The organism is Companilactobacillus muriivasis, assembly GCF_036246245.1.
Taxonomy (GTDB): domain Bacteria; phylum Bacillota; class Bacilli; order Lactobacillales; family Lactobacillaceae; genus Companilactobacillus; species Companilactobacillus muriivasis.
The window spans coordinates 43,837-68,665 of sequence record NZ_BTTQ01000004.1 but is presented as its reverse complement, the minus strand read 5'-3'; the positions used below and the strand labels follow the sequence as shown (position 1 = coordinate 68,665).

At 38.1% G+C, this 24,829-nt stretch carries 23 protein-coding genes; 18 read left to right on the top strand and 5 right to left on the bottom strand.

From position 1 onward, the window contains the following. Positions 1-403 precede the first annotated feature (403 nt). The 3 genes from AAA923_RS06100 to AAA923_RS06090 are packed head-to-tail and all read left to right on the top strand — an operon-like array spanning position 404 to position 3,101. Positions 404-841: a MarR family winged helix-turn-helix transcriptional regulator gene (locus tag AAA923_RS06100; protein ID WP_338215498.1), complete on the top strand. Its 438-nt coding sequence runs from the start codon at positions 404-406 to the stop codon at positions 839-841. Between the two features lie 26 nt (positions 842-867). Then, on the top strand, positions 868-2,370 hold the full coding sequence (locus AAA923_RS06095; protein ID WP_338215496.1) for an MDR family MFS transporter: 1,503 nt from the start codon (positions 868-870) through the stop codon (positions 2,368-2,370). Next, positions 2,370-3,101, top strand: a complete 732-nt coding sequence (locus tag AAA923_RS06090; RefSeq protein WP_338215495.1) for a DUF4811 domain-containing protein — start codon at positions 2,370-2,372, stop codon at positions 3,099-3,101. The genes AAA923_RS06095 and AAA923_RS06090 overlap by 1 nt, the downstream gene beginning before the upstream one ends. A 331-nt stretch (positions 3,102-3,432) precedes the next feature. On the opposite strand, the gene AAA923_RS06085 is transcribed toward AAA923_RS06090, so the two are convergent. From AAA923_RS06085 to AAA923_RS06070, 4 genes are all read right to left on the bottom strand, one after another. Further along, on the bottom strand, positions 3,433-4,149 hold the full coding sequence (locus AAA923_RS06085) for an antibiotic transporter permease (RefSeq protein WP_338215493.1): 717 nt from the start codon (positions 4,147-4,149) through the stop codon (positions 3,433-3,435). Continuing rightward, complete coding sequence (locus AAA923_RS06080) at positions 4,149-4,883, bottom strand: multidrug ABC transporter permease (RefSeq protein WP_338215491.1); 735 nt, start codon at positions 4,881-4,883, stop codon at positions 4,149-4,151. The genes AAA923_RS06085 and AAA923_RS06080 overlap by 1 nt, the downstream gene beginning before the upstream one ends. A 2-nt stretch (positions 4,884-4,885) precedes the next feature. Then, positions 4,886-5,659, bottom strand: coding sequence for an ABC transporter ATP-binding protein (locus tag AAA923_RS06075; protein ID WP_338215489.1), 774 nt, complete (start codon positions 5,657-5,659; stop codon positions 4,886-4,888). Between the two features lie 165 nt (positions 5,660-5,824). Continuing rightward, on the bottom strand, positions 5,825-7,594 hold the full coding sequence (locus tag AAA923_RS06070) for an SLAP domain-containing protein (protein ID WP_338215488.1): 1,770 nt from the start codon (positions 7,592-7,594) through the stop codon (positions 5,825-5,827). Positions 7,595-7,634: 40 nt separating this feature from the next. Between AAA923_RS06070 and AAA923_RS06065 the strand changes: the two genes are divergently transcribed. From AAA923_RS06065 to AAA923_RS06050, 4 genes are all read left to right on the top strand, one after another. Then, positions 7,635-8,723, top strand: coding sequence for a hypothetical protein (locus AAA923_RS06065; RefSeq protein ID WP_338215485.1), 1,089 nt, complete (start codon positions 7,635-7,637; stop codon positions 8,721-8,723). Between the two features lie 551 nt (positions 8,724-9,274). After that, the gene (locus tag AAA923_RS06060; protein ID WP_338215483.1) at positions 9,275-9,919 is read left to right on the top strand and encodes an ABC transporter ATP-binding protein; all 645 of its coding nucleotides are present in this window, start codon (positions 9,275-9,277) and stop codon (positions 9,917-9,919) included. After that, complete coding sequence (locus AAA923_RS06055; RefSeq protein WP_338215481.1) at positions 9,912-10,676, top strand: ABC transporter permease; 765 nt, start codon at positions 9,912-9,914, stop codon at positions 10,674-10,676. The genes AAA923_RS06060 and AAA923_RS06055 overlap by 8 nt, the downstream gene beginning before the upstream one ends. A gap of 346 nt (positions 10,677-11,022) precedes the next feature. Then, on the top strand, positions 11,023-11,946 hold the full coding sequence (locus AAA923_RS06050; RefSeq protein WP_338215479.1) for a Ppx/GppA phosphatase family protein: 924 nt from the start codon (positions 11,023-11,025) through the stop codon (positions 11,944-11,946). Here AAA923_RS06050 and AAA923_RS06045 read toward each other — a convergent pair whose 3' ends face one another. Then, on the bottom strand, positions 11,947-12,453 hold the full coding sequence (locus tag AAA923_RS06045) for a YbhB/YbcL family Raf kinase inhibitor-like protein (RefSeq protein ID WP_338215477.1): 507 nt from the start codon (positions 12,451-12,453) through the stop codon (positions 11,947-11,949). Between the two features lie 30 nt (positions 12,454-12,483). Here AAA923_RS06045 and AAA923_RS06040 point away from each other — a divergent pair, with 30 nt between their 5' ends. The 11 genes from AAA923_RS06040 to AAA923_RS05990 all read left to right on the top strand — a co-directional run bounded on the left by AAA923_RS06040 (position 12,484) and on the right by AAA923_RS05990 (position 24,804). After that, the gene (locus AAA923_RS06040; RefSeq protein ID WP_338215475.1) at positions 12,484-13,440 is read left to right on the top strand and encodes a hypothetical protein; all 957 of its coding nucleotides are present in this window, start codon (positions 12,484-12,486) and stop codon (positions 13,438-13,440) included. A gap of 145 nt (positions 13,441-13,585) precedes the next feature. Then, positions 13,586-14,287, top strand: coding sequence for an NAD-dependent protein deacylase (locus tag AAA923_RS06035; protein ID WP_435890166.1), 702 nt, complete (start codon positions 13,586-13,588; stop codon positions 14,285-14,287). A 458-nt stretch (positions 14,288-14,745) separates the two neighbouring features. Then, positions 14,746-16,764, top strand: a complete 2,019-nt coding sequence (metG, locus tag AAA923_RS06030; RefSeq protein ID WP_338215471.1) for a methionine--tRNA ligase — start codon at positions 14,746-14,748, stop codon at positions 16,762-16,764. Then, positions 16,764-17,525 (top strand): TatD family hydrolase, encoded by a 762-nt coding sequence (locus tag AAA923_RS06025; RefSeq protein WP_338215469.1) that lies wholly within the window; start codon positions 16,764-16,766, stop codon positions 17,523-17,525. The genes metG and AAA923_RS06025 overlap by 1 nt, the downstream gene beginning before the upstream one ends. Positions 17,526-17,527: 2 nt before the next feature. Further along, positions 17,528-18,109, top strand: a complete 582-nt coding sequence (gene rnmV, locus AAA923_RS06020; RefSeq protein ID WP_041499858.1) for a ribonuclease M5 — start codon at positions 17,528-17,530, stop codon at positions 18,107-18,109. Further along, a complete protein-coding gene (gene rsmA / locus AAA923_RS06015) occupies positions 18,096-18,977 on the top strand; it encodes a 16S rRNA (adenine(1518)-N(6)/adenine(1519)-N(6))-dimethyltransferase RsmA (RefSeq protein ID WP_338215466.1) in 882 nt (293 codons plus the stop codon). Before rnmV ends, rsmA begins: the two co-directional genes overlap by 14 nt. Positions 18,978-19,052: 75 nt before the next feature. Beyond that, the gene (locus AAA923_RS06010; RefSeq protein WP_041499861.1) at positions 19,053-19,346 is read left to right on the top strand and encodes a Veg family protein; all 294 of its coding nucleotides are present in this window, start codon (positions 19,053-19,055) and stop codon (positions 19,344-19,346) included. 781 nt (positions 19,347-20,127) lie between these two features. Next, positions 20,128-20,970, top strand: coding sequence for a pur operon repressor (gene purR / locus AAA923_RS06005; RefSeq protein ID WP_041501286.1), 843 nt, complete (start codon positions 20,128-20,130; stop codon positions 20,968-20,970). A gap of 74 nt (positions 20,971-21,044) precedes the next feature. Further along, positions 21,045-22,433, top strand: coding sequence for a bifunctional UDP-N-acetylglucosamine diphosphorylase/glucosamine-1-phosphate N-acetyltransferase GlmU (gene glmU, locus AAA923_RS06000; RefSeq protein WP_338215463.1), 1,389 nt, complete (start codon positions 21,045-21,047; stop codon positions 22,431-22,433). 14 nt (positions 22,434-22,447) lie between these two features. Next, positions 22,448-23,431: a ribose-phosphate diphosphokinase gene (locus AAA923_RS05995; protein ID WP_041501288.1), complete on the top strand. Its 984-nt coding sequence runs from the start codon at positions 22,448-22,450 to the stop codon at positions 23,429-23,431. Positions 23,432-23,769: 338 nt separating this feature from the next. Then, positions 23,770-24,804: a hypothetical protein gene (locus AAA923_RS05990; protein WP_338215460.1), complete on the top strand. Its 1,035-nt coding sequence runs from the start codon at positions 23,770-23,772 to the stop codon at positions 24,802-24,804. Positions 24,805-24,829 lie beyond the last annotated feature (25 nt).

Genomic DNA, 24,829 nt, shown 5'->3' with positions numbered 1-24,829 from the left:
AGTTATATTGTATCGGGCTATTTTTTTGAACTTTTTTGAATTATTCACTGTATTAAAGTAATGAGTTAAACAATATCCAGAACAATGAACGGAGGTTGCCAGTGATTTTTGTCCGCTATGGAGGTGTTGTTAGAGCTTTAGCTCTTACAACACAGGACGTTTTTGAGACGCGGGTTTCGGCTCAAAAACGAGGGTCGAGACCGTACCTTGGCTCGAGCCGGTCCCATAGCAGACAAAAATCACTGGCAACCGGAGTGGCCCCAGTAAAACGTTTTCTGAAAACAAATAATAAAATTTATGAAAATAAATCAGGGTTAACTCTTGATATTGTCAAGAGTCGGGTGTAAGATGTCATTTGTTCTTAAAAAAGAAAAAGTTTTTTTAAATAAAATGAGGTGAATTTATGGACGATTATAATTTAATTGGTTTTGTGATGAAATATACGTCAATCAAACGACGAATCGCATCCGGTTATTTGAAGGATAAGGGGCTAAATGCTTTTGAAGGTATCCTCTTATCAATCGTTTATAAAAATAAATCTTGCACTCAGGATAAAATCGTTGAAATCACTGTATCCGACGGTGCGATTGTTGCCCGTTCATTGAAAAAACTTGAGAATTATGGATATGTCTTACGCAAACCTGATCCCGATAATGGTCGACGAAAGGTCGTCATGATTACCGAGAAGGGTGAAGAGCTTTATGATAAAGTTCGTCGTGACTTTCATGCGAGCAATGAAGTGATGTTTAAGGGTATTACTTCTGAGGAACAAGCACAACTGGAGAGTATATTAGAAAAGGTTTATAGGAATTTAGACAGCATCGAGATACCTTCTAAATAATTTTTTGGAGAAGAGGATTTACAATTATGCCTAGTAATAAAGCAATTGTGGATGCACACGGCAAGCCATTTAACCGTAACTTATTGGTTTTGGTATTACTTGTTGGTACATTCTGTACAGTTTTAAACGGTACAATTTTGACAACCGCATTCCCAACATTGATGAAAGAATTCAGTGTTACAACTTCAGATGTTCAGTGGCTAACAACTGGATTTTTGATGGTTAACGGTATTATGATTCCGGTTACTGCTTGGTTGAGCAATAACTTCAGTACAAAGATTTTATATATTATCGCTATGTCGACTTTCTTAGTCGGTACAATTATGTGTTTCACAGCTCCAACTTTCGGAGTTATTCTTGCAGGTCGTTTGATTCAAGCGGTTGGTGTTGGTATCACAATGCCACTTATGCAAGTTGTTATGTTATCAATTTTCCCGGCTAACCAACGTGGTGCTGCCATGGGACTTGGTGGTTTGGTTATTGGACTTGCTCCTGCTATCGGACCTACACTTTCAGGTTTCATCATTGATAACTGGACATGGAGAGATCTTTTCGGAATGATCATTCCTATCGTTATCCTAGTTTTGATTCTAGCTTTCTTTTTTATGAGACCTGTTATTCAGACTCATCGTTCAAAGCTAGATGTTCTTTCGTTGATCGAATCAACAGTTGGTTTTGGTGCCATTCTTTATGGATTCTCATCAGTTGGTGACGACGGTTGGGGTTCATTGACTGTTTTAGGTTCAATCGCAGTCGGTATTATTTTCATTCTATTATTTGGTTACCGCCAATTACACATGAAGACACCATTCTTGGAATTACGTGTTTTCACAGAAAAGAAATTCGCCATCGCCGCCGCTTTGTCATCTGTTACTAACATGGCAATGATTGGTGTTGAAATGGTTCTTCCACTATACCTACAAATCGTTAAAGGCATGTCAGCTTTCCATTCAGGTTTAACATTGCTACCTGGTGCTTTGATGATTGGTATCATGAGTCCAATTACTGGTAATGCTTTTGATAAATATGGACCTAAAGACTTGGCACGTATGGGTATGTTCTTGTTAACTGCCGGTACAATTCCATTTTTGTTCCTTACAAAATCAACACCAGTGTTCGATATCGTAGTACTTTACATGGTTCGTATGTTCGGTATTTCCATGGTTATGATGCCTGTTACAACTGACGGTATGAACGCTTTGCCATTCAACTTGATGAGTCATGGTACAGCCGTAAATAATACTGTTCGTCAGGTATTCAGTTCAATGGGTACAGCTATTTTGGTCAGTGTCTTGACTAACGTTACAAACAATTTGAAACCAGGTAAGGCAATCCTTACACAAACACCACTTAAATATAAAAACGACTTTTTCAACGCTACTTTGAGCGGTTATCATGCTGCTTTTGCCGTAGCCATTCTATTCTGTGTCGTCGGTTATTTGATCAGTTTGTTAGTTACAAACAGTTCTAAATCAAAGACTATCGATACTGATACATTGAAGAAAACAAGATTGGCAGGTGAAGAATAATGGTTCTTATTTCTATTTTAGTTTTTGCGATATTAGCTTATTACTTCGCCGTTTTCTTGAACAATAAGAAAGTCGGTTACACATTATCATTCACCTTCATTGCTTTATTCATCGTGGGATTGATACTATTGGTTTCCAACGAGTACAATCATTTCGGTATGGAAAAAGTAGTCAGTGAAAAGACTTATCAGATTCAATCAGTTCAAAAAGGTTCAAATCTTCTATTAAAGAAAGAATTAGGTACTAAGGGTAAGGAAGATGTTTACATTTACCGTACACCTGAAACATCTAATAAGAAGAAACCTACAACAACTAAAGTTGATTTGAATGTTACGAACAAAGTTAAGACTGGAAATTATTCAGCCGCAACTTTGGAAAGAAAGACAACACGTTGGGAATATAAGAACGGATTTTATTCATTCTTGTTCGGAATTTCTGACAATAACAAAGAATTCATTAAGCAGACAAATACTTTTAAAGTTGGCAATGATTGGTTAGTTCTAACAACTACACAAGCAAGTCAATTGCAAAAGAAGATGAAGAGTAAAGCTTTCCAAGCACAGATGAAGCAAGAAGGCGCAACTTACGTTAAAGCAGCTGTTATGAAGGCCATGAAGGCTAACCCTAAGATGACAGCAGATGAACAAAAGCAAGTTACCCAACAAGCTGAAAAAGCATTTAAGGCTGAAGCTCAAGCTAAACTTATTCAAGAGATTAAAGCTCAAAAATAGTTAAATAAGGTTCAGAATTCCTAGCATATGGGAGTTCTGAACCTTATTTTTGGATTTATATTGATTATTAATGTTAATGAACTATATCGTTTGTCTATACTCTGGAATTGAAGTAATAAAATTTTATTAAATATAATTAGCCGGAGGTTTTTGAGGGAGGCAGGACAGCAGTGGTAGTGGTGTTAGAACGGTGATTTTTCCGTTCTTACAGCACAGGACGTCTTTTGAAATTCGCAGTTTTTGCGAAGTTCAAAAGCGAGGGTCGAGACCGTTCTTTGGCTCGAGCCGGTCCCACAGCAGACCTGCCTCCCTCAAAAACTGGAGGCGGCTGCTAGAAAATCTGCTCTGGTGCCTTCAATATTTTCTTGATCTGCACTCGATAACAAATAATTCCACATATCAACCAAATTAGATCAACAACTAAGTCCCAGTAAATCAATCCATGACCAGTAACAACATAACGGATAGTCTGTGAAAATGGGAAGAAGTAACTGACAATTCGTAACCACTGTGGATATTTTTCAACCAAAACCAATGTTCCAGCGACAATGGTTGTCAAAGCACCAATCAAGTTCATATAAAAGTAAGGATTGTTCATCTTCCAAGCGGCAATGGCAGCTAAGAAGCCAACAATGATACCTGAAATAATGATGAGTGGAGCTATTGCGATGGATCTAAGTAGTAGGGCAATTGGAGCCTGTAAAAGTTCTAAGATAATTAAGTTAGTAATTATTAAAACCAGCCCAGCTAGAGCAGATGTGAGAATTTTATCACCCCAATATTTGATTGAGAATGGACGATTAACTACCAACTCACGGTCGATTTTTAAAGTTCGATCCATAACAAAAAGCTGGGAAATACTGGACATTGCTAAGGAACCACCGGATAAAGTTGTTGTGGCGATTGCGACTGACCAATTGAAGGTGTTTGTATACTGAGCGTTGATTAAGACTAATAGGCACAGGTTAATCATTGGAATCAGTATGAAATATACAAAACGTGTCTTCCAATTTTGTAAATATGATAATGAAGAAAATTGAACTTTCATTACATCAACCCCACATTTCCGGTCCGTTTTGCGATGAGGATCACTCGATTAGCGACGAACCATGTTATGACAACCCACAAAATACAACTAGTTAGAAAGGCCAAATAATTGAAGCTTGCAGGTTGATTAAGTAAGGCATGTACTGGTGCTGAAATAGGTACTAGCCATTGAAACGGAGCTAGAATTGGCTTTAAAACAGGTGCTGTTGAGAATAGTCCAGATACTAATAATAAGGGGATTGTTACCAACTCTTCATAAACGATAGCATTGGTTGTTAGTAGGAAAAAGGCAGCGATTAGAAAATCCATCAATGATGCCGATACCCATAGAGCTAGGACTAAAAGGACAATTGACCATGATAAATTGGCATGATTGACTCCGAGAATAATTGCTAGAAGATATGAAATCGGAAAGGCCAATAATCCAAAACTAGAAGCAGGTAATAGTAATGCCATCAGAGAAATTCGACTGTCAATTCTAGTGTTGGTGATGTAAGGCAAAGTGCCTTGAAAACGTTGGAAACCAATGCATCCCGCAGAAGTTGTTGCTGATGACCATAAGCCAAACACGCCACTTCGTAACCATAGACTAGGATCGTTGAGATTATGCGTTGAGTACGCCATTACAAATTGCAGTAAGAAGATTGAAACGGTACTGGAGATTGTCAGCCAAATAAAATATTGATTAGTTGCGTAAATTTTTAAATGAAACCAAAAGAGTCTGATAAATCTCATAATTAGGGCCTCCGCAGTTTTGGTGCAATGGCCAGATATGATTCTTCCAGAGTTGCAGGTCGGTCAATGTGATGTACGTCAGATTGCTTGATAAAGTCGGCAACTGTACCAGAAGAAAAGATTTTTCCAGCACCAATCAATAAAACTTGGTCGGCCAAGGATTCGATTTCACTCATGGTGTGACTAGTTAATAAGATTGCGACGCCTTGGGATGCCAATTGCTTGATGATCCGATGGATTTCAGCTGAAATTTCAACGTCCAGTCCAGATGTAGGTTCATCTAATAGCAAAAGCGGTGGATTGCCTAATAATGCACGAGCAATGTGTAATCTTTGTTTCATACCACGAGAGAAGAATTGAACTTTTTTATTGGCAACATTTGTTAATTCGACTAGGTCTAATACGCGGGCAACTTCAGTATGTTGTTCTTTGCGTGGAACTCGGGCTAAATCTGAAAAAAACATCAAATTGTCAGCCGCACTAGCACGACCGTAAAATCCTAGTTCACCACCGAGGACAATCCCAACTTTTGAATCGAATTTATCTTGGTAACGATTGATTCCGTTGATGATAACTTGACCGCTGGTAGGGATTAAGTAGCCACCGACCATCGAAACGGTAGTAGTTTTGCCAGCACCATTTGGTCCCAGTAGAGAAACTATTTCGCCAGCGTGAATATCAAAACTAATGCCATCAACAGCTTTGAAGTCGTCCCCGTGCGATGGAAAAGTTTTGCATAAATTTTGAACAGAAAGAACAGATGTGATAATAAGCATCCCCTTTAATAAGTAGCTGGGAAAGCCCAGCTTGTTGAGTTAATTATAAGGTTTGAAAGTGATAATTCAACGATGAGATTAAAATTAGACTAATTTCATTACAAATAATCACATAAAAAGGAACCGATAATCTTGTTTCGGTTACCGATTCCTTTATTGAATACATTATGCAGGAACGTATTCGTTAGTAGCGACACGATACATCTTGACGCCATCGACCATAATATAACCGTCGGTTCTCCAAGTACTGCCAGCTGGTAGAGTTAATCTGAGCTTTTTACCTTGAGAATCATAAACGGCAGTTTTAGCGCTTAGGTGAACTTTAGCTTTAGCGGCAGCAGGGGTAAAGACGGTAGCTGAATCAACTGCCAAATATTTATCACTAGCTAAGCGATAGTATGCTTGACCATCAATAGCAACTAATTTGTCATATTTCCATTTAGTACTTGGATAAAGTTTTTCACTAACAGGAATTCCTTTATCGTCAACCAGTTTGAGTGGAACGTTGTGAGTGATAAGGATACCTGTCTTAGTTGAAGCAACAGCATCGTAATCGTTAGCCTCGACAAATTCACCGTCAGTTAGGAGATAGAATGGTTTGCCGTTGATAACTGTTGTTCCGTGAACGCCGATTTCAGTTAAATCTGGATCGTTGGTCAAAGTATGGATAACGACTTCTTCACGAGTTGGAGCAGGGTGCTTTGTCTTTAAAACTGGTTTCTTAGCTGGTTTTACGGCAGGTTTTACAGATGGAGTTGTAGATTCAGCAACTGGTTTTGTGTGAGGTTTTGCAACTTTTCTGTATTTCAAAGTAATTGTCTGTGGGTCTTGAGTATAGGCACCCTTTAGTAGTTTAGCTGGACTAGTTAACTTGTAGCCATCAAGTCTACTGTCAGCTGCTAAATCAAAGGCTGAACCAATCTTGGTACCACTAAGAGTCTTAGTTAATGGAATGCCCTTCTTTTTCATAATTGGAGTTCCAGTGGAGCTGACATATTTAATAGTTACGGTTGGGTGAGCTTGCCAAATGAGTGGTTGGTTAACTGTTGTGGCCGATTCAAAGTAGGTATTACCGACATTTTCTTGAATCATAGAGCCTTTAGTAAACCCGTTGTGAAAGCCATAGTTACCATAACTCAAGGTTTTTGCGGTAGGGTCAGCGTTAGTTAAAGTAAATTTGTCACCGCCATCGCTTGTTAGGTTACCGTTCTTCAAGTCAGCGCTAGTAGTTGAACCGGAATAAGTGTATTGCGGTGCTAGATCCACGCCACTAGGGTCGAGAAACTTTGGAGCAGTAAAGCTAATTGGTTCACCATCGACAGCGTAAACTGGAGTTTTGTCAGTAATAGTGTTGCTGACGGCATCAATCATGACACTCTTGCCAGTTTCAGTACCTTTCAAAGGTGAAAAATCGCTGATAGATGAGTTGTCGAATTCAATCATATTGAAACCTTGACCATTGTTGGCAAACTTGTTAATTGTTGGGGCCACTTCATCCAATTCTGCTTGAGTAATACCGTTAGTATCGGTGTTACCTTCCAAATCTAGAGTACCGGCCACGGATAAATCGAGATTGCTGATTTGGCTGACGTCAATTTCTTTGGCAGTTGAATCACTGAAGTTACCAGCTAAGTCCAAACTAGCTAATTTGATGCCTTCCAATGGAGTTAAATCAGGGTTGGCTTTTGGATCAGATGCTAGGTTAACTTGAACCCCAACTGTTGATTTGGCAGGTAAGAGTGTTAGATATTGCATACCATCGAGACTTTCAATTGGAGTACTGTCTTCATCAGCAATATAAGCTCCAGGTACAGGGGATGATGTTGGACCATTTGGGTGAGCTAATTCATAAGAGTTCATTGATACAAGTAAATATCCACCTGTGTATGATCTGATATCTCCAACAGTTAAGTTAGAAGTGTAAGGAACTTTCAAAGCAAATTTTACCGCGCTCTCCAAATTAGGATCAGTAAATGTGATGACCGTATCATTAGTTACATCACTAGGGATGGCAAATGGAGATGTGGCTGAACCTGTGGTTGCCGTGGTAGTTGTTGTCGTAGCTGGAGGTGTGGTTGCAGTTCCGGTTTTGGCGGGAGTAGTTGTAGTTCCAGTAGGAGTAGTCGTTGATGCAGGCTTTGTTGACGTAGATGAGCTAGTTGTGGATCCGCTAGTAGTTGATGCTGTCGTAGTAGAACTTGTTGTGGCAGGAGTTGAACTAGTTGTTGCTGGTGTCGTGGTTGTGGAAGCAGTAGCTGTTGTTCCAGAGGTTGAGGCAGTTGTGCTAGTAGTAGCTGGTGCTGTAGTTGTAGAGGAGCTTGTTGCGCTCGTACCTGTAGGAGTAGGTGTTGTTGCAGTAGAAGAAGTTGTTGTAGTTGAACTAGCTGTCGCAGGTGCAGAACTAGTAGAGGCTGGCGTTGTGGCTGTTGTAGTTCCGGTAGCTACAGGTGTTGGACTGGTAGTAGCTGGTTTTGTAGTTGTGGAAGAACTGGTTGTGGTACCAGAAGTTGCAGGTGCAGAACTAGTAGTCGTTGATGCTGTAGTTGTAGGAGAACTTGGTGTTGTAGAAGTGGAGCTAGTAGCAGGAGTAGTAGATGTTGCCGTGCTTGTTGGAGGAGTTTCAGCGGCTGTAGATGTTGGTGCAGTTGTATTAGAGGAACTTGTTGTAGTACCTGTAGCCGCAGGAGTAGGACTTGTTGTAGTCGCAGTTGGCTTGGTTGTAGCACTAGTGGCTGCTGTTGTAGTTGAACTAGATGTAGTTGGTGTCACTGTGCTGGTAGAAGCTGGCGCCGCTGTTGTTCCTGTACTCGTTGTGGTTGTGGTGCTCATAGTTGAGCTAGTTGGCGCTGAAGTTGTTGCGGTCGTTGTAGGCGTGGTGCTTGAAGTAGTAGGAGTGCTTGTCGTTGAAGCGGACGTCGTGTCAGCTTTAGCGGTTTGTAAAGTCGTGGCTCCAAGAATCATGGCAGAAAATAACGAAACACCTAAATATACACATTTTTTATTTAATAACATTTTATTCATCCTTCTTTGTTTTAAATTTGCCCCTATATTAGTTTCGAATTGATCAAAACTGATAATAGAAGCGCTAGACAAAGTGGACGACAAAAAAACGTGAGCAAAAAAGCTATTCTAATTGGCTTTGTATGAATAGTTTTGTAAGCTAACTATGGAGCTGTTGAAAGAGTCGATAGTATTCACCTGCTATGCGGACTGTTCCGAGTCAAAATGTGGTCTCCAAACTTGCCCGGTGAATACTATCAGCTCTTCCGACTAATTTGTTGATTATTGATGTTTTAATGTGTTCTATAAAACGATTTGATAAGTCCGTTAAATAAACAGTAATTTACGTTATTACAATGAATTTGTAGTGGACTTAATTATTGAATATTTAGGTAAATGCTCGCATTTTTTTAGATAAATTGGACATATATAAATGAGGTGTTTTAGTTCAAAATATAATAAATAACGCATGATGCTAGTTAATAACTCGTTACAAACATTTCATAGTCTAAGATTGCTTATATTAAATACGTTTGAATACTTTTACATTTAACTAGCACCACATGTAATAATCAGAAAAGAATATATCAATACAATTCAAGAAGAGGTGTGATTGTGGAAAAAATATTTGAAGTTAAAAACTTGTCATATCAAGTTGGAGAAACCAAGATTTTAAAAGATATTAATTTAGAAATAGAACAAGGAAAATATTTGACAGTTGTTGGTCCTTCCGGAAGCGGAAAGAGTACTTTTATGCGAATTTTGGCATCAATGATCAGTGCCACAACTGGTGAAGTATTGTTTCATGGCAAAGATATTGCCACATTTGAACCAACTGAATATCGTCAAAAAGTTTCATATGCTTTTCAACAGCCAACACTTTTTGGAAAGACCGTTCGAGATAATTTAGCTTTTCCATTTGAAGTTCGTAAACAGGAATTCGATGAGGCAAAGGTTATTAAATATTTGGAAATGGTCAATCTCAGCCAAGATTATATCGACAAGAGTGTTAATGACGTTTCCGGTGGTGAAAAGCAGCGGATTGCATTGCTACGGAATTTGCTTTTTCAACCAGAGGTGTTGATAACTGACGAAGTAACCGCTGGTTTGGATACTGAAAATAAGGCGATTGTGCATAAAATGTTGAACGAATTTAACGAACGTGGCTTAACAATTTTACGAGTAACCCACGATGAATCAGAAATTGAAGCATCGACAGATAAAATTACGATTAAAAATGGGGTGTTGCAAAATGTCTAATTTAACAGTTTCCAATTCCACCTTAATGTTAGGATTCAGTTTGGTAGTTGTGGCGTTGATCATTGGCTACGTTGAAAAATTACGGATAGATAAAGATATTATAATTGGTGTTATTCGCGCCATTGTTCAGCTTTCAATTGTTGGATATGTTTTAAAATTTGTTATCAAAGCAGATGATAATTGGCTAACGTTAGCCTGCTTTATCATCATCGTAATCAATGCGTCATGGAACGCAGGCAAACGAGGTAACGGAATTCCCAAGGCATTCCAATCCTCATTGCTAGCAATTTTTGTGGGAACGACAGTCACGTTAGGAACATTAGTTTTGACCGGTTCAATCAAATATGTTCCTGAGCAAATCGTGCCAGTGACAGGGATGATTGCCAGCAATATCATGGTCGCCATCGGACTTTGTTACCGCAACATGAAGCAGACTTATACAGATAGACATCAACAAGTTTTGGAAAAGTTAGCTTTAGGAGCTGATATTAAGTTAGCGTCACTAGATATTTTGCGAGATTCAATCAAAAGTGGCATGCAGCCAACAATCGATTCCATCAAAACATTGGGATTAGTCAGTTTACCAGGGATGATGTCAGGCTTGATTTTTGCGGGAGTTGATCCAGTAAAGGCTATCAAATATCAAATTATGGTGACATTTATGTTATTAGCATCAACAAGTATTGGTTCAATTATTTCTTGTTATTTGGGATATAAACAATTTTTCAACGATAGAAAACAGTTACGTGACGAATAATTCATTGAGTATTTGGTTGGCAATTTATTTAAAAATTTTGTGTAAATAAGTTGAATAATATAGAAAATTAATTAGTCGGAAGGGATGAAAATATCCACCCGCTGTGGGTGTGGCGTTATGACTTTAGCCATTGCACCACCGGGCGTGTTTGGAGACTTACCGGTCTTTGGTAAGGCTTCAAACCGAGGATCGAGACCGTATTTTGGCTCGAGCCGGTCCGCATAGCAGGTGGATATTCTCATCCCTGGAGACGGTTAACTTTCAACCTTTATAAGGAATATTAAAATAGACCTACTATACAGGTCTATTTTTTTATATAATTGATACAATGGGATGTGATGTAGATTTGAAGTTAGCAGTTATAGAAATTGGATCTAACTCCATTAGAACATCAGTGTATAGATCTTCAAAAAAGAATCGTTTTAAGACTTTGGATCGTTGGCGTGAGCCTGTTAGACTAGGAAAATCAATCACTCAGAGTCGGCTTTTGACCAATGATCAAATTGAAGAAACAATTGATGTTTTAAAGAAATTTCAAACTCGAATTGAAAGATATCAAGTTGACCGAACGAGTTTAATCGCTACGGCCGCGGTGCGAATGGCTAAGAATCAAGATCAATTGATCTTCGCTGTTCTTAAAGAAACTGGCTTACAGCTAGAAATCATCAATGAAAAAGAAGAAGCTTACTATGATTACGTTGCCGTCAGAAGTACGATGCGTATCAAAGATGCTTTAATTGTCGACGTTGGTGGCGGTAGCAGTGAAATCAGTCTGGCTAATAAAGGTCGTCTAAAGCATGGCTTGAGTATACCGATTGGTGCTATTTCAATTTCGGATTTATATTTAGCGAGTGATCCAATCAAGGAAAACCAATTACAAGCAGCAAGAAAAGATATCAGTCAACGTTTAGAAAGTCTCAATTGGATGAAAGCCCCAGCAACATTTGTTGGCTTAGGTGGGACATTACGGGCTGTGACAAGCATTTTGAATCGTGAAGGCAAAAATAAAAAGACCCTACACAATTCTGTTATTTCGCGTGACCAAATTGATGAATTATTTAATCAGTTGATTCATACCTCTTTGGAAGAAAGAAGTCAGATCAAAGAGTTGAGCGATGGCAGATATGAAGTCATTTTAGGTGGAATTTTGATAATATCGGAAATTATTAAAAAAACCCCCTCTAAGGAAATTCGTTTTTCGAACTTCGGTGTTAGAGAAGGTTATGTGTTTAACTATTTCCACAAAATGAATCTTCAGGATAAACAGTAATTATGCACGACTTGGGATAGTCTTTTGCGCAGTAGCGACAATATGACCATCCATCTTGTGTAGCAATTCATTCATCCAAAAACCATTTTCCAAATCAAGATTGTCATCCAGAGCAAACACCTTGAGTACATAATCATGGGTTTGGTCGGGTGGATAAGGTCCATTGTAACCAGTGGCCACATCTTTAGGACCATTGAGTAATGGGCTGGCAGAGCTATTCTTACCTTGCACGATTGGAAGAGTCGCCGTTTGACTGAAATTCTCAGGTAATTCAACTTGAGAACTAGGGATATTTGCGGCTGTCCAGTGAATCCATTCAAAACCACAAACAGGGATTGAATCAGGATCGGTGAAAGTTAAGGCAATAGTTTTTGCGTCTGCCGGAATATCTGATAATTGAATTGGGAAACTGATAATAGGTTTCCCATTTTTTATATCGTCAGATGAAGCATATTTGCCATATTTATCAGGCAAAAGGTTATTTGGTAGAGATACTGTTATTTCCATATAAAAATCTCCTTATATTGAGGTATAAAAATGAAACGATTAGAAATTAATGAATTACCTGAACTTATTGTAAAGCAGGTCGAAAGTATTGAACAACAATATAATAAGAAAATAGAAATCTTTGCGAACTACTTACAACAAGATGTTTTAACGCTAGATCAAGCTGACCACAGCATGGCTGGCGATAAAATCAAAGTTACGATTACTAATGAAAAATACTCAGAATTTGTTTTAAGTCATGAATTACATCATATTGAACTAGAACTTTCTGACGAACCAAGCATTTCATCAGCTCTAACAACTGGACAACCAGATCGTGATGGCCGAGTTTTAGCATTCGCTAATTCAATGTTTGAAACGCTTGAACATGTGACAGTAGTAAAACGTCAAAAAGAAGACGGCACTTATACTGATGAAATCAAAGCTGAATACTTAAAAGGTATTGAAGCTGCATTGCATCCAAAGGTTGAATTAGACCGTGCCAATATGCGTTTCTATCGCACATTGATCATGTTAGACGGAATTATTTTTGGTGAACATAGCCGTGATACCGAATGGCAAGAAGATTTTGCAGTGTCATTCAAGTACGCTAATAAATTGGCCAAGATTGCGGAAGATAATGACCTTTCAGTTCCATTCCAATTCCGTCGAGCATTAGTTAATATGCTAGATGCTTACAACGAAATAATTATTTCTAATGGCTATCAAGGATTGCACTTTCATACATTCTTGAATATCACACCAGTTTTGTCAGCACGTCAATTGCGTTTGAGCTTAAATCAAGTTTATCAAATCAAGCATTCTGAATATAAAAATCGTGCTACCGGTCGTGATGGATTTGCTTTGATAGGACTTAATGATGGTCAAAGTGTCACAACCTTGAATTTGGATCCTGAAAAAGTAACCCCTGAATTTTATAAGACATTTTATCAATATACAGTTGAAGAAGTGTTTAAGGAACAGGGCACAAAATACTTGATACGTTAGGTTTCGTGCTGCATTCGATTGTGCGTGATGAAGTCTGCTGTGGGACCGGCGCGAGCCAAGGGCTCGAACCAGTCCGCACAGCAGGTATAATTTTCTCGCTCACTCCGGCGGCAATATATAGGAGGAAGAACCTATGTCCGATAAGATTGAAGAGTTTAAAGAATTGCTAGCGCAAGCTGAGTTTGTAACTTTTCTAACTGGTGCTGGTGTATCTGTACCATCAGGGATTCCTGATTATCGTTCAAAGAATGGATTGTACAAGCGGGAGAAATATGACTTTCCGCCTGAATACATGTTGAGTCATGACAATCTGGTCAAACATCCAGATATTTTTCATGACTTTGTTATTCATAATATGTACTTTCCAGAGGCTCAACCAAATATCATCCATACAAAAATGGCCGAGATCAGCAATCAAAAGGGTGCAATCGTCACGCAGAATGTTGATAAGTTGCATACCAAAGCTGGTGCCAAAAATGTCGTGGAATTTCACGGCAATTTATATGATAATATTCACTGCTTAACATGTGGTAAAGAATTTGATTATCAAGATTATTTAAAAGATTATCGGCACCATGAAGACAACGGAATAATTCGTCCCGGAACAACAGTTTTATACGGCGAGAATATCAATCCAGTAAACTTTCAAAATGCGGCACTAGCAGTACAAAAAGCTGATCTATTAGTGGTCGTAGGAACAAGTTTTAAAGTTTATCCATTTGCAGGTTTATTGGAATACAGTTCACCGAAAGCTAAATTGGTCGTCATTAATAAAGAAGATTTAAACTTAGATTCATCAATTCTGGCAATCTCAGACGATGCCACGAATGTGTTTTCACAGATATAAAAGTGGAAAAAGTAAATTAGGCAGTTTTCTATTTTTATTTAACGTGTGTGGTGCTAGTTAATTGGTAATAATTGAATGTAAAATTATTCAAATGTATTTATACTCAGACAACTCATAGATTATGAAATATTTGTAATAAGCTATTAACTAGCACCATGCTTTATTCAGTTATTTGTTACGTTTAATTAATCTGAATATATAGAAAACAAATAAGTCGGAAGGAATGAGAATATTCACCAGCTGTGGGTGTGGCGTTATGGCTTCAGCCATTACACCACCGGGCGAGTTTGGAGACTTGCGAACTGTGCAAGGCTTCAAACCGAGGTTCGAGACCGCACTTTGGCTCGTACCGGTCCGCATAGCAGGTAAATGTTCTCATTCCTGTAGACACCCAGAAGTAACAAATATAAAAAAATGCTATACTTAATATCAATTTAGTAGCGGTGGAGGTTAATATATTGACTCAAGAGAAAAAGACTTTTTACATTACAACACCCATTTATTATCCATCAGGAAAATTAACAATTGGGAACTCATATACAACGATTGCAGCGGACACATTGGCTCGTTACAAGCGTAATGAAGGCTACGACGTTTTCTTCCTAACAGGAACTGACGAACATGGTCTCAAAATTGAACAAAAAGCTGAAGAAAAGCACATGCAACCTAAGGAATACGTTGACATGATGGCTAAAGGTATCAAAGAACTTTGGAAGTCATTGGACATTTCTAATGATAAATTTATCCGTACAACTGACGAATATCACGTTAAAGCTGTTCAAAAAATTATCGAACGTCTAATTAAACAAGGGGATATTTATTTAGGAGAATATTCTGGCTGGTATTCAGTTGACGATGAAGAATATTTCACTGAATCACAAATGGCCGAAGTTTATCATGATGCTGACGGTAATGTTACTGGTGGTAAAGCTCCTTCAGGTCACGAGGTTCAACTTGTTAAAGAACCTTGTTACTTCTTTAAAATGAGTAAGTATGCTGATCGTCTTTTGAAGTATTACGAAGACAATCCAACTTTCATCGAACCAGAAATTCGTAAGAATGAAATGATTAATAACTTTATCAAACCAGGTCTTGAAGACTTGGCAATTTCTCGTACAACTTTCAACTGGGGTGTTAAAATTCCAAGCAATCCTGAACACGTTGTTTATGTTTGGGTCGACGCTTTGTTGAACTATATCACTGCTCTTGGTTATGGCAGCGACGACGAGTCACTATTTAACAGATATTGGCCAGCTAATGTTCAATTCGTTGGTAAGGAAATCGTCCGTTTCCATACAATCTATTGGCCAATTATTTTGATGGCTTTGGATATTGATCTACCTAAGCAAGTCTTTGGTCACGGTTGGTTGTTGATGAAAGACGGTAAGATGTCGAAGTCTAAGGGTAATGTCGTTTATCCAGAAATGTTAGTTTCACGTTATGGTCTTGATTCATTACGTTACTATCTAATGCGCGCAATGCCATTTGGTAGTGATGGTGTCTTCACTCCAGAAGATTATGTTGATAAGATTAACTACGATTTAGCTAATGATTTGGGAAATCTTTTGAACAGAACGATTTCAATGATCAACAAATATGACGATGGTAAGATTATCACTGTCAAAGCCGCAACTGATTTGGATAAAGATCTTGAGAAAGCTTACGCTAACACATTGACTGACTATCGCAATCACATGGACAAGTTTGAATTCCCAGATGCTTTAGCTAGTGTTTGGTCATTCATCAGTCGTGCTAACAAGTATATTGACGAAACAAAGCCATGGGTTCTAGCTAAAGACGACAGTAAGAAAGCTGAATTACAATCAGTTCTTGGTCACTTGGCAGAATCATTACGTTTGATTGCTTTGTTGATCAGTCCAGTTATGACACAAGCTCCAGTTAAGATGTTTGCTCAATTGGGCTTGGATTATGATACAGATAAGTCACTTGATTTTGGTGAGACAGTTGTTGGTAAAACTGTTACTACTAAGCCGGAACCAATCTTCCCACGTCTTGATACTGAAGAAGAAGTTAAGTATATCAAGGATAAGATGGCTGAAGAACAAGCTAAAAATGGTAGCGGCAAGTTGAGTAAATCAGCCCAAGCCAAAGCTAAAGCTCAAAAAGAAGCCGATGACGAGTTCCCTAAAGAAATTGAATTCGATGACTTTGCCAAAGTTAAGATGGTTGTAACTGAAATTTTGGATGTTAAACCAGTTGAAAACTCAAGCAAGCTATTACAATTTAAACTTGATGATGGAACTGGCGTTGATCGTCAAATTCTTTCAGGAATGCACAAGTTCTACCCAGATTACAAAGAACTTATCGGTAAGAAAGTTCTTGCAGTTGTTAACTTGAAGCCAAGAAAGATGGTTGGCGAATGGAGTAACGGAATGTTGCTTTCAACTGAAATGGGTGACGAAGTTAAACTAGCTATCGTTGACAATTCACACAAAAATGGAGCTATTTTAGGCTAATGAAAATTTTTGATACACATACACATTTAAATGACGAGGCTTTTGCCGGGAAAACTCAACAATACATTGATAATGCTAAAGAGTTGGATGTTGTTGAAATGGCAATCATCGGTTCGAACGAAGAATTCAATATTGAAGCCATTCGTTTAGCTCAAAACTATCAACCTTTACATGCGGTAATTGGCTGGCATCCTGAATTTGCTAAGGAATATAACGAAGAGCAATTGGTTAATCAAATCAAGCTGCCCGAAGTAGTTGGAATTGGTGAAATTGGACTCGATTATCATTGGGAAGAGGATCCAGACCCTAAGATTCAACAAAAGGTTTTGATCCAACAATTGGATGTGGCACAACAATACAACATGCCAGTGTCAATTCATTGTCGAGATGCTTTTGATGATATGTATCGAATTTTGAAAGATCATGATATGTCAAAATCTGGTATTATCATGCACAGCTTCAATGGAAATCTTGATTGGCTCAATAAATTCTTGGATTTAGGTTTATGGATTTCTTACAGTGGAGTGGTTTCTTTCAAAAACGCTCCCGAAGTTCAAGAATCTGCTAAGAATACGCCACTTGATCGTTTACTTGTTGAAACTGATGCACCATATTTAACACCAGAACCATATCGTGGTCGTCCAAATCAACCAGCATATACGCGTTATGTTGTTGATGCCATTGCCAAATATAAAGGTATTACACCCAATGAAGTTGCTGAACATACATTTAACAATGCTCACAAAGTGTATAATCTATAATTATGAAAAAAATAAAAGAAATTATTGTAGTTGAAGGTAAGTCCGATACGAATCGTTTGAAAGACTGTTTTGGCGATGAAGGTGTTGATACGTTGGAAACAACCGGTTCAGCTCTGAGTGAAGAAACAGTTAAACGAATCAAGATTGCTCAAGCGAAACGGGGCGTAATTATTTTTACTGATCCCGATTTTAACGGTAATCGTCTGCGGACTATCATTCAAAAAGCTGTTCCTGATGCTAAACAGGCCTTTTTACCGCGTAACAAGGCTGTTCCCAAGCATAGTGATGGCAGTTTGGGGATTGAACACGCTAAAGATGCTGATATTAAAGCCGCTTTAGCAGCTGTTTATACTCATACCGATGAAAAATTTGCGGAATATAATCACGCTGATATGGTCAACCTAGGTTTGATTGGTGAACCAGATTCTCACCAACGTCGATTAGCAGTCGGTTCCGAGTTAAAAATCGGCTATACGAATGCCAAACAATTTTTGAATCGATTAAATATGTTTCAAGTTGCTCCAGCTGATTTACTAGCTGCGGTTAAAAATTTTGATAAAGGAAGTACTCATGACACAAAATAGATTAAGTATTGCTGATCCTATTCGCACGAATGACATTTTGCGTAAATATAAATTACGTGCAAAGAAAAGTTTAGGACAAAATTTCTTAACCAATGAAAAAGTTTTGGACGCAATCGTTGATGCCAGTGGTTTAAAGTCTGATGAAATTGCAATTGAAATTGGACCTGGTATCGGGGCTTTGACAGAAAAGTTAGCTCAAGTATCTGAACACGTTTATGCTTTTGAAATCGATGATAAGTTGATACCAGTTTTGGCCGATACATTGCAATATTACGATAATATTGACGTAATCAACCAAGATATTTTGAAAGTTGACCTCGACGAATTCGTTAAGGAAAACAATTTAGAAGGCAAGACTATCAAAGTTGTAGCCAACTTGCCTTACTACATCACAACACCAATCATGTTAAACTTGATTGAAAGCGACTATCCTTTCCAAACATTAGTTTTGATGATGCAAAAGGAAGTTGCCGAACGTATTACTGCTAATCCGGGGCACCGTGAGTACGGTTCATTAACAATCGCCGTGCAAACACAAATGAATGCAAGAATTGATCGTATCGTCGGTAGTAAATCATTTATTCCTAGACCAAAAGTCGATTCAGCCGTGGCTGTTTTGGACAGATTGCCTAAAGAACAAATCGATATCGAAGATCCTGAATTCTTCAACAAGTTAGTTCGTTCAGCTTTTATGCAAAAACGCAAGAGTTTAATGAACAATATGCTAAATTGGTTAGGCCGTACCGATGAAAATCGTGAAAAAATTAAAAAAGTTTTTGAAAAATGTGGAATTGCGGAAAACGCCCGTGGTGAGCAGGTTTCAATCGAACAATTTAAGCAAATGGCTATCGAATTTAGCAAAAAATAGATTACAAATATATTATTTTATTGTAATTTTCAGTGAGACGTGGTAAAATTTCACTCCTAAGGAGTGATTATTATAATGCCAACATCATTGAAGACAATTAAGAGTCGTTTGGATTCACACTTAGGTGAGAATTTGACCATTGTCGCACAAGCAGGTCGTAAAAAGGTTGTCCGCCGACGCGGAACTTTATCAGAAACATTCCATTCAGTTTTTGTCGTAGATTTAGATCAAAATGAAAACTCATTTGAAAGAGTTTCATACAGCTATGCCGATTTATTAACAAAATCTATCGATATTCAATTTGATAGCGATGAACCTGCTGAAGCAGATTCAGAATCAGATTCAGACGTTGAAGCTGAAGCTGAATAAATATAATAAGCGTTCATTAGATGGGTTTGAACATTTTTGTTCGAGCCTTTTTTTGTGTGTTGAAATATGCCGCCTCCGGTTGCCAGAAACGTAGATACCCGCTTGTGGGACCGGTGCGAGCCAAGGTCTCGCGCCTCGATTTGAAGCCTTGCCATAGTTCGGCAAGTCTCCAAATTCGTCCGTGGTGTAATGGCTAAAGCCATAACACCACTTTCACAGCGGTACTACATTTCTGGCAACCGGAGGCTAGGGTTTTAAAAAAATTCAATTTTTTGTATTAATAATATTTAATTATTTAATAATGGACTATTTGGTTGGGACTTCATGAATAATTTGGTGCCAAGTGATTTAGGTTAGATCTGTTAGAACTATTATTTGATGAAATTATTTATTTTTAGTATGGATTTCAATTTGTGGTATGAAGTTTTATATGAACTTTTAAGTCTTTAGAAACTAAATACAGTTGAATAATTTTACATTCAATTAATAGCGATTACTTAGTCGGAAGAGCTGGGAAATATTTGTGTGCCGTGGTAGTGGTATAAGGACGGGAGATTCTCCCGTCCTTATACCACCGGGCGTGTTTGGAGACTTGACGAACTGTGTCAAGGCTTCAAACCGAGGTTCGAGACCGCTCTTTGGCTCGGACCGGTCCGCACAGCTTGAGAATATTTCCCAGCTCTGGAGACGGCATATTTAACATTACTTCCAAAAAAACATGAATTGTTCATTGTTTTGCTTTATAATCTTGTAGGAAGATAAGCTTTTAGGAGAAAAAAAGATGAAAACACGAAGAAGCGAACGTTTAATTGATATGACTCGCTATTTACTGGAACGACCACATACACTGATTTCTTTGGCCTTTTTCGCTGATCGTTTCGAATCAGCTAAGTCATCGATATCTGAGGATTTAGGAATTTTACGCAGAACTTTTATGATTAGGGGCATCGGAGTTCTGGAAACATTGCCTGGCGCTGGTGGCGGTGTTATTTTCACGCCTGGAATTTCCAAGAAAGAAGCTACTGAATTTGTTGAAAGCACATCGAAACGTTTGGTTGAACCTAACCGAATTTTACCTGGTGGCTATTTGTATTTGACTGATCTTTTGGCTGATCCCGAACTATTAAGAACTGTCGGTCGAATGATTGCAACGCAATATTCACAAAGCTCAATTGATGTCGTTATGACAGTAGCCACTAAGGGTATACCAATTGCCCAAAGTGTAGCTAATTTCTTGAACATTCCATTTGTGATTGTTCGTCGTGATTCGAAGATTACTGAGGGTTCAACAATTAGTGTTAACTATGCCTCGGGATCTTCTGATCGTGTTGAAAAAATGGAACTTTCAAAAAGAAGTCTTGATGAAGGATCACGTGTCCTTGTTGTTGATGACTTTATGAAAGGCGGCGGTACTATCAACGGATTGCAGAGTTTGATTTCTGAATTTAATGCTATTTTCGTTGGTGCTACAGTCTTTGCTGAGAACATTAACATTCATAGTCAATTTAGTGATGCCGAAATCACATCAATATTTAAGGTAACTAAAATCGATACACACAATAAAATTTTGAACGTTGAACCAGGAAATTATTTAGCTAATACCGATTTCAGTTATTTTGAATAAATTCTTGATTGAGCAGTCATATATAATAATGCTATTATATATAAGGATATTTGAATGACTGAAGGGAGTTTCTGATGTCGAATCGTTATGTAATAATTCTTGCTGCTGGAAAAGGCACAAGAATGAAGTCGAGATTATACAAAGTTTTACATCCTGTTGCAGGTAAGGCTATGGTCGACCACGTCCTAACTCAAGTAGAAAAGGTCCAACCGGACATGATTGAAACAGTTATTGGTAATGGTGCTGACAAGGTTAAAGAATTACTTGGTGACAGAACAAAGTATGCTTTGCAATCTGAGCAATTAGGTACAGGTCATGCTGTTTTGCAAACCGAAAAAGATTTAGGTGACAAAGATGGTATTACTTTAGTTGCTACTGGTGATACACCATTATTCACAGCTGCAACTTTTGAAAAATTGTTTGATTTTCATGAAAAAGAAGGCGCTGCTGCCACAATTTTGACAGCCCACGCTGATGATCCATTTGGTTACGGTCGTATTGTCCGTGATGGAAATGGCAATGTTGAAAAGATTGTTGAACAAAAAGATGCTTCAAGAAGTGAGCAAGAAATTCAAGAAATAAATACTGGTGTTATTTGTTTTGACAATAAGTTGTTGTTCAAGAACTTGCACGATGTTAAGAATGACAATGCTCAAGGCGAATATTATTTACCAGATGTAATTTCAATGCTTAAAGAACAAGGCAAGAAAGTTTCAGCTTACGAAATGGCTGACCTTAGTGAATCAATGGGTGTAAATGACCGTGTTGCTTTGTCTAAAGCTGAAAAAATTATGCAAACAAGAATCAACGAAGCACATATGCGTGATGGTGTTACAATCGTTGACCCTGACAATACTTACATTGATGTAGATGTTGAAATTGGCAATGATACTGTAATCGAACCTAACGTTAAGATTTTTGGTAAGACTAAGATTGGTTCAGAATGTATTATCGGTTCTGGTTCAAGAATTTCTGATTCAGAGATTCAAGATAATGTTGAAGTAATTAGTTCTACGATTGAAAATGCTATTATGCACAAGGGGAGCAATATCGGTCCTAATTCACATCTCAGACCTAACGCTGAAATTGGTCGCGATGTTCACATTGGTAACTTCTGTGAAATTAAGAATGCTAAAATTGGTGACAGAACTAAGGTAGGCCACTTAACTTATGTTGGTGATGCTACACTTGGAACTGACATCAATGTTGGCTGTGGAGTTGTCTTTGTAAATTACGATGGTGTTAAGAAGTGGCACAGTAATATTGGCGACCATTCATTTATCGGTAGTAACTCAAACATTGTTGCTCCAGTTGAAATGTCTGATCACTCATTTATCGCTGCCGGTTCAACAATTACGAACGACATTCCTAAGCATGCAATGGCTATTGCGCGTCAAAGACAAACAAATAAAGAAGATTTTTGGGATAGATTACCACTATCAAATAGTGAAGATTGGAAATAAGGGTGAATAATTAAATGTCATTTCAAAATAACGAACAACAACCAATGAAGATTTTTGCATTGAATTCAAACAAGCCTTTAGCTGAAAAAATTGCTAAAGAGGTTGGCGTACCACTAGGAAAGTCATCAGTTACACGTTTCAGTGATGGCGAAATCCAAATTAATATTGATGAAAGTATTCGTGGTTCTGAAGTATTCTTGATTCAATCAACTTCAGCTCCAGTTAACGATAACTTGATGGAACTTTTAATCATGGTTGATGCTTTGAGACGTGCTTCAGCTTCAGTTATCAACGTTGTGATTCCATATTATGGTTATGCTAGACAAGACCGTAAGTCACGTTCACGTGAACCTATTACTGCTAAATTAGTTGCTAATATGTTAGAACGCGCTGGTGTTGACCGTGTTCTTGCACTTGATCTCCATGCTGCACAAATCCAAGGATTCTTTGATATTCCAGTTGATCACTTGATGGGTGCTCCATTATTAGCTGATTACTTCTTGTCAAACCATCTTGAAGAAGGTGCAGTTGTTGTTTCACCTGATCATGGTGGTGTTACACGTGCCAGAAAACTTGCTGAATTCTTGAAGACACCAATTGCTATTATTGATAAACGTAGACCTCGTGCCAATGTTGCCGAAGTTATGAACATTATTGGTAATGTTAAAGGCAAACGTGCCATCATCATTGATGATATGATTGATACAGCCGGTACAATTTCATTAGCATCACAAGCACTTATCGATGCCGGTGCTACTGAAGTTTACGCATGTTGTACACACCCAATCCTTTCAGGTCCAGCTATCGAAAGAATTGAAGCATCACCAATCAAGACTTTAGTTGTTACAGATTCAATCAACCTTCCTAAAGAAAAAATTATCGACAAGATGGTTCAAGTTTCAGTTGGACCACTTATTGGTGAAGCTATCAAACGTGTCCACGACAATGACCCAGTTAGTCCATTGTTCAATACACGATTTGAAAGAAAGAGCAAATAGACAGAGAGTGAAACAAGCCCGGGAATTTCCGAGCATTTGCATAGCTTCACGAATTATCCGCTGAACTTTGCGGATGATTTGGGAAGTTAGGCAAAGCGGAAGAAATTGGCTTGTGTAACTCGTTTTAGAGCCACTGCAGAGTAGCGGTTTTATAACTGTTCAATTAAAAAAGAATAAAGAGAGTTAGTAATCTTTTGAAGATGAAGATTACTAACTCTCTTTTTGTGTATGTATTAAGTATATTAAATGTAAACCTTTTCCATAAATGATTTAATAACGTCAGACTTCGTGATATTATGAGCAATAGATAGGCCGATTCAAGACCAAATTGGGGTGATATGATGAAACAGTATAAAGTAATTGTTTGGGGTCTCGGCAATGTTGGCCGGGCCGCAATTAGAATGATTCAAGAAAAGAAATCTTTACAATTAGTTGCTGCAGTAGATGTTGATCCAAAGAAGATTGGTAAGGATGCCGGTGAAATTTTTGATTTTCCAAAAACTGGCATTACCGTAACTTCTGATATTGATGAGGCATTGAAACTTGATGCGGATGTAGTTTTGGATTACACACCTTTGGTTCGTGATGAAAAAGGCGGCTTTACACCTAGTGCAGTAGATGTTTGTCGTGTTTTGAAAGCTAAAAAGAACGTTATTACAACTTTGCCAATATATTATTCACAAGCAACGACACCTGACCTTTATAAGATGATTAATGATACCGCTAAAGAAAATGGCGTTTCATACTTGCCAACTGGTTTGTTGCCAGGTGCTTATGCATCATATATTCCAACGGTTTTGGCAGGATTAATGGGCCATGTCGATAAAATTACGGTTCAATCAGGCGAAGATGATCAACACAATTATTCAAGTTGGGTAAAAGTCTTTGGTTATGGAATGGATCCAGATAAGTTCCCACAAGATAAACTTAAATTGGGAATTGCATCGTATTATGTTTCAGGCGTTTACGAAATGGGCGAGCGTTTAGGATTTAAGTTTGATGATATGAAGATTGAACATGAGTGGTATACAGCACCCGAAGATTTGCATCCATCATTTGGAACGGTCAAGAAGGGTACACTCTGTGGTCATAAGTTTACGATGAGCGGCATGGTAAATGGTGAAGCTAAAGTAAGCTTGATCTACGTTCACAAGATTTGTGATGATGTCGTTAAAACACCAGCAATTGATAATGAGATTCATATCGAAGGCATGCCAAAAGCTTTGGATATCAAGATTGATGGCATGATGCCTTTGGATGAAAGTTATGTTACAAGCGCTGCACCAAGTGTTAACGTAATTCCAATGGTAGTTGACGGTGACAGTGGATTTTTACAAGCACTCGATTTGAAAGTTGTTACACCGCTAAAGTAAATTTAAGTATCCTGTCTCCAGTGAT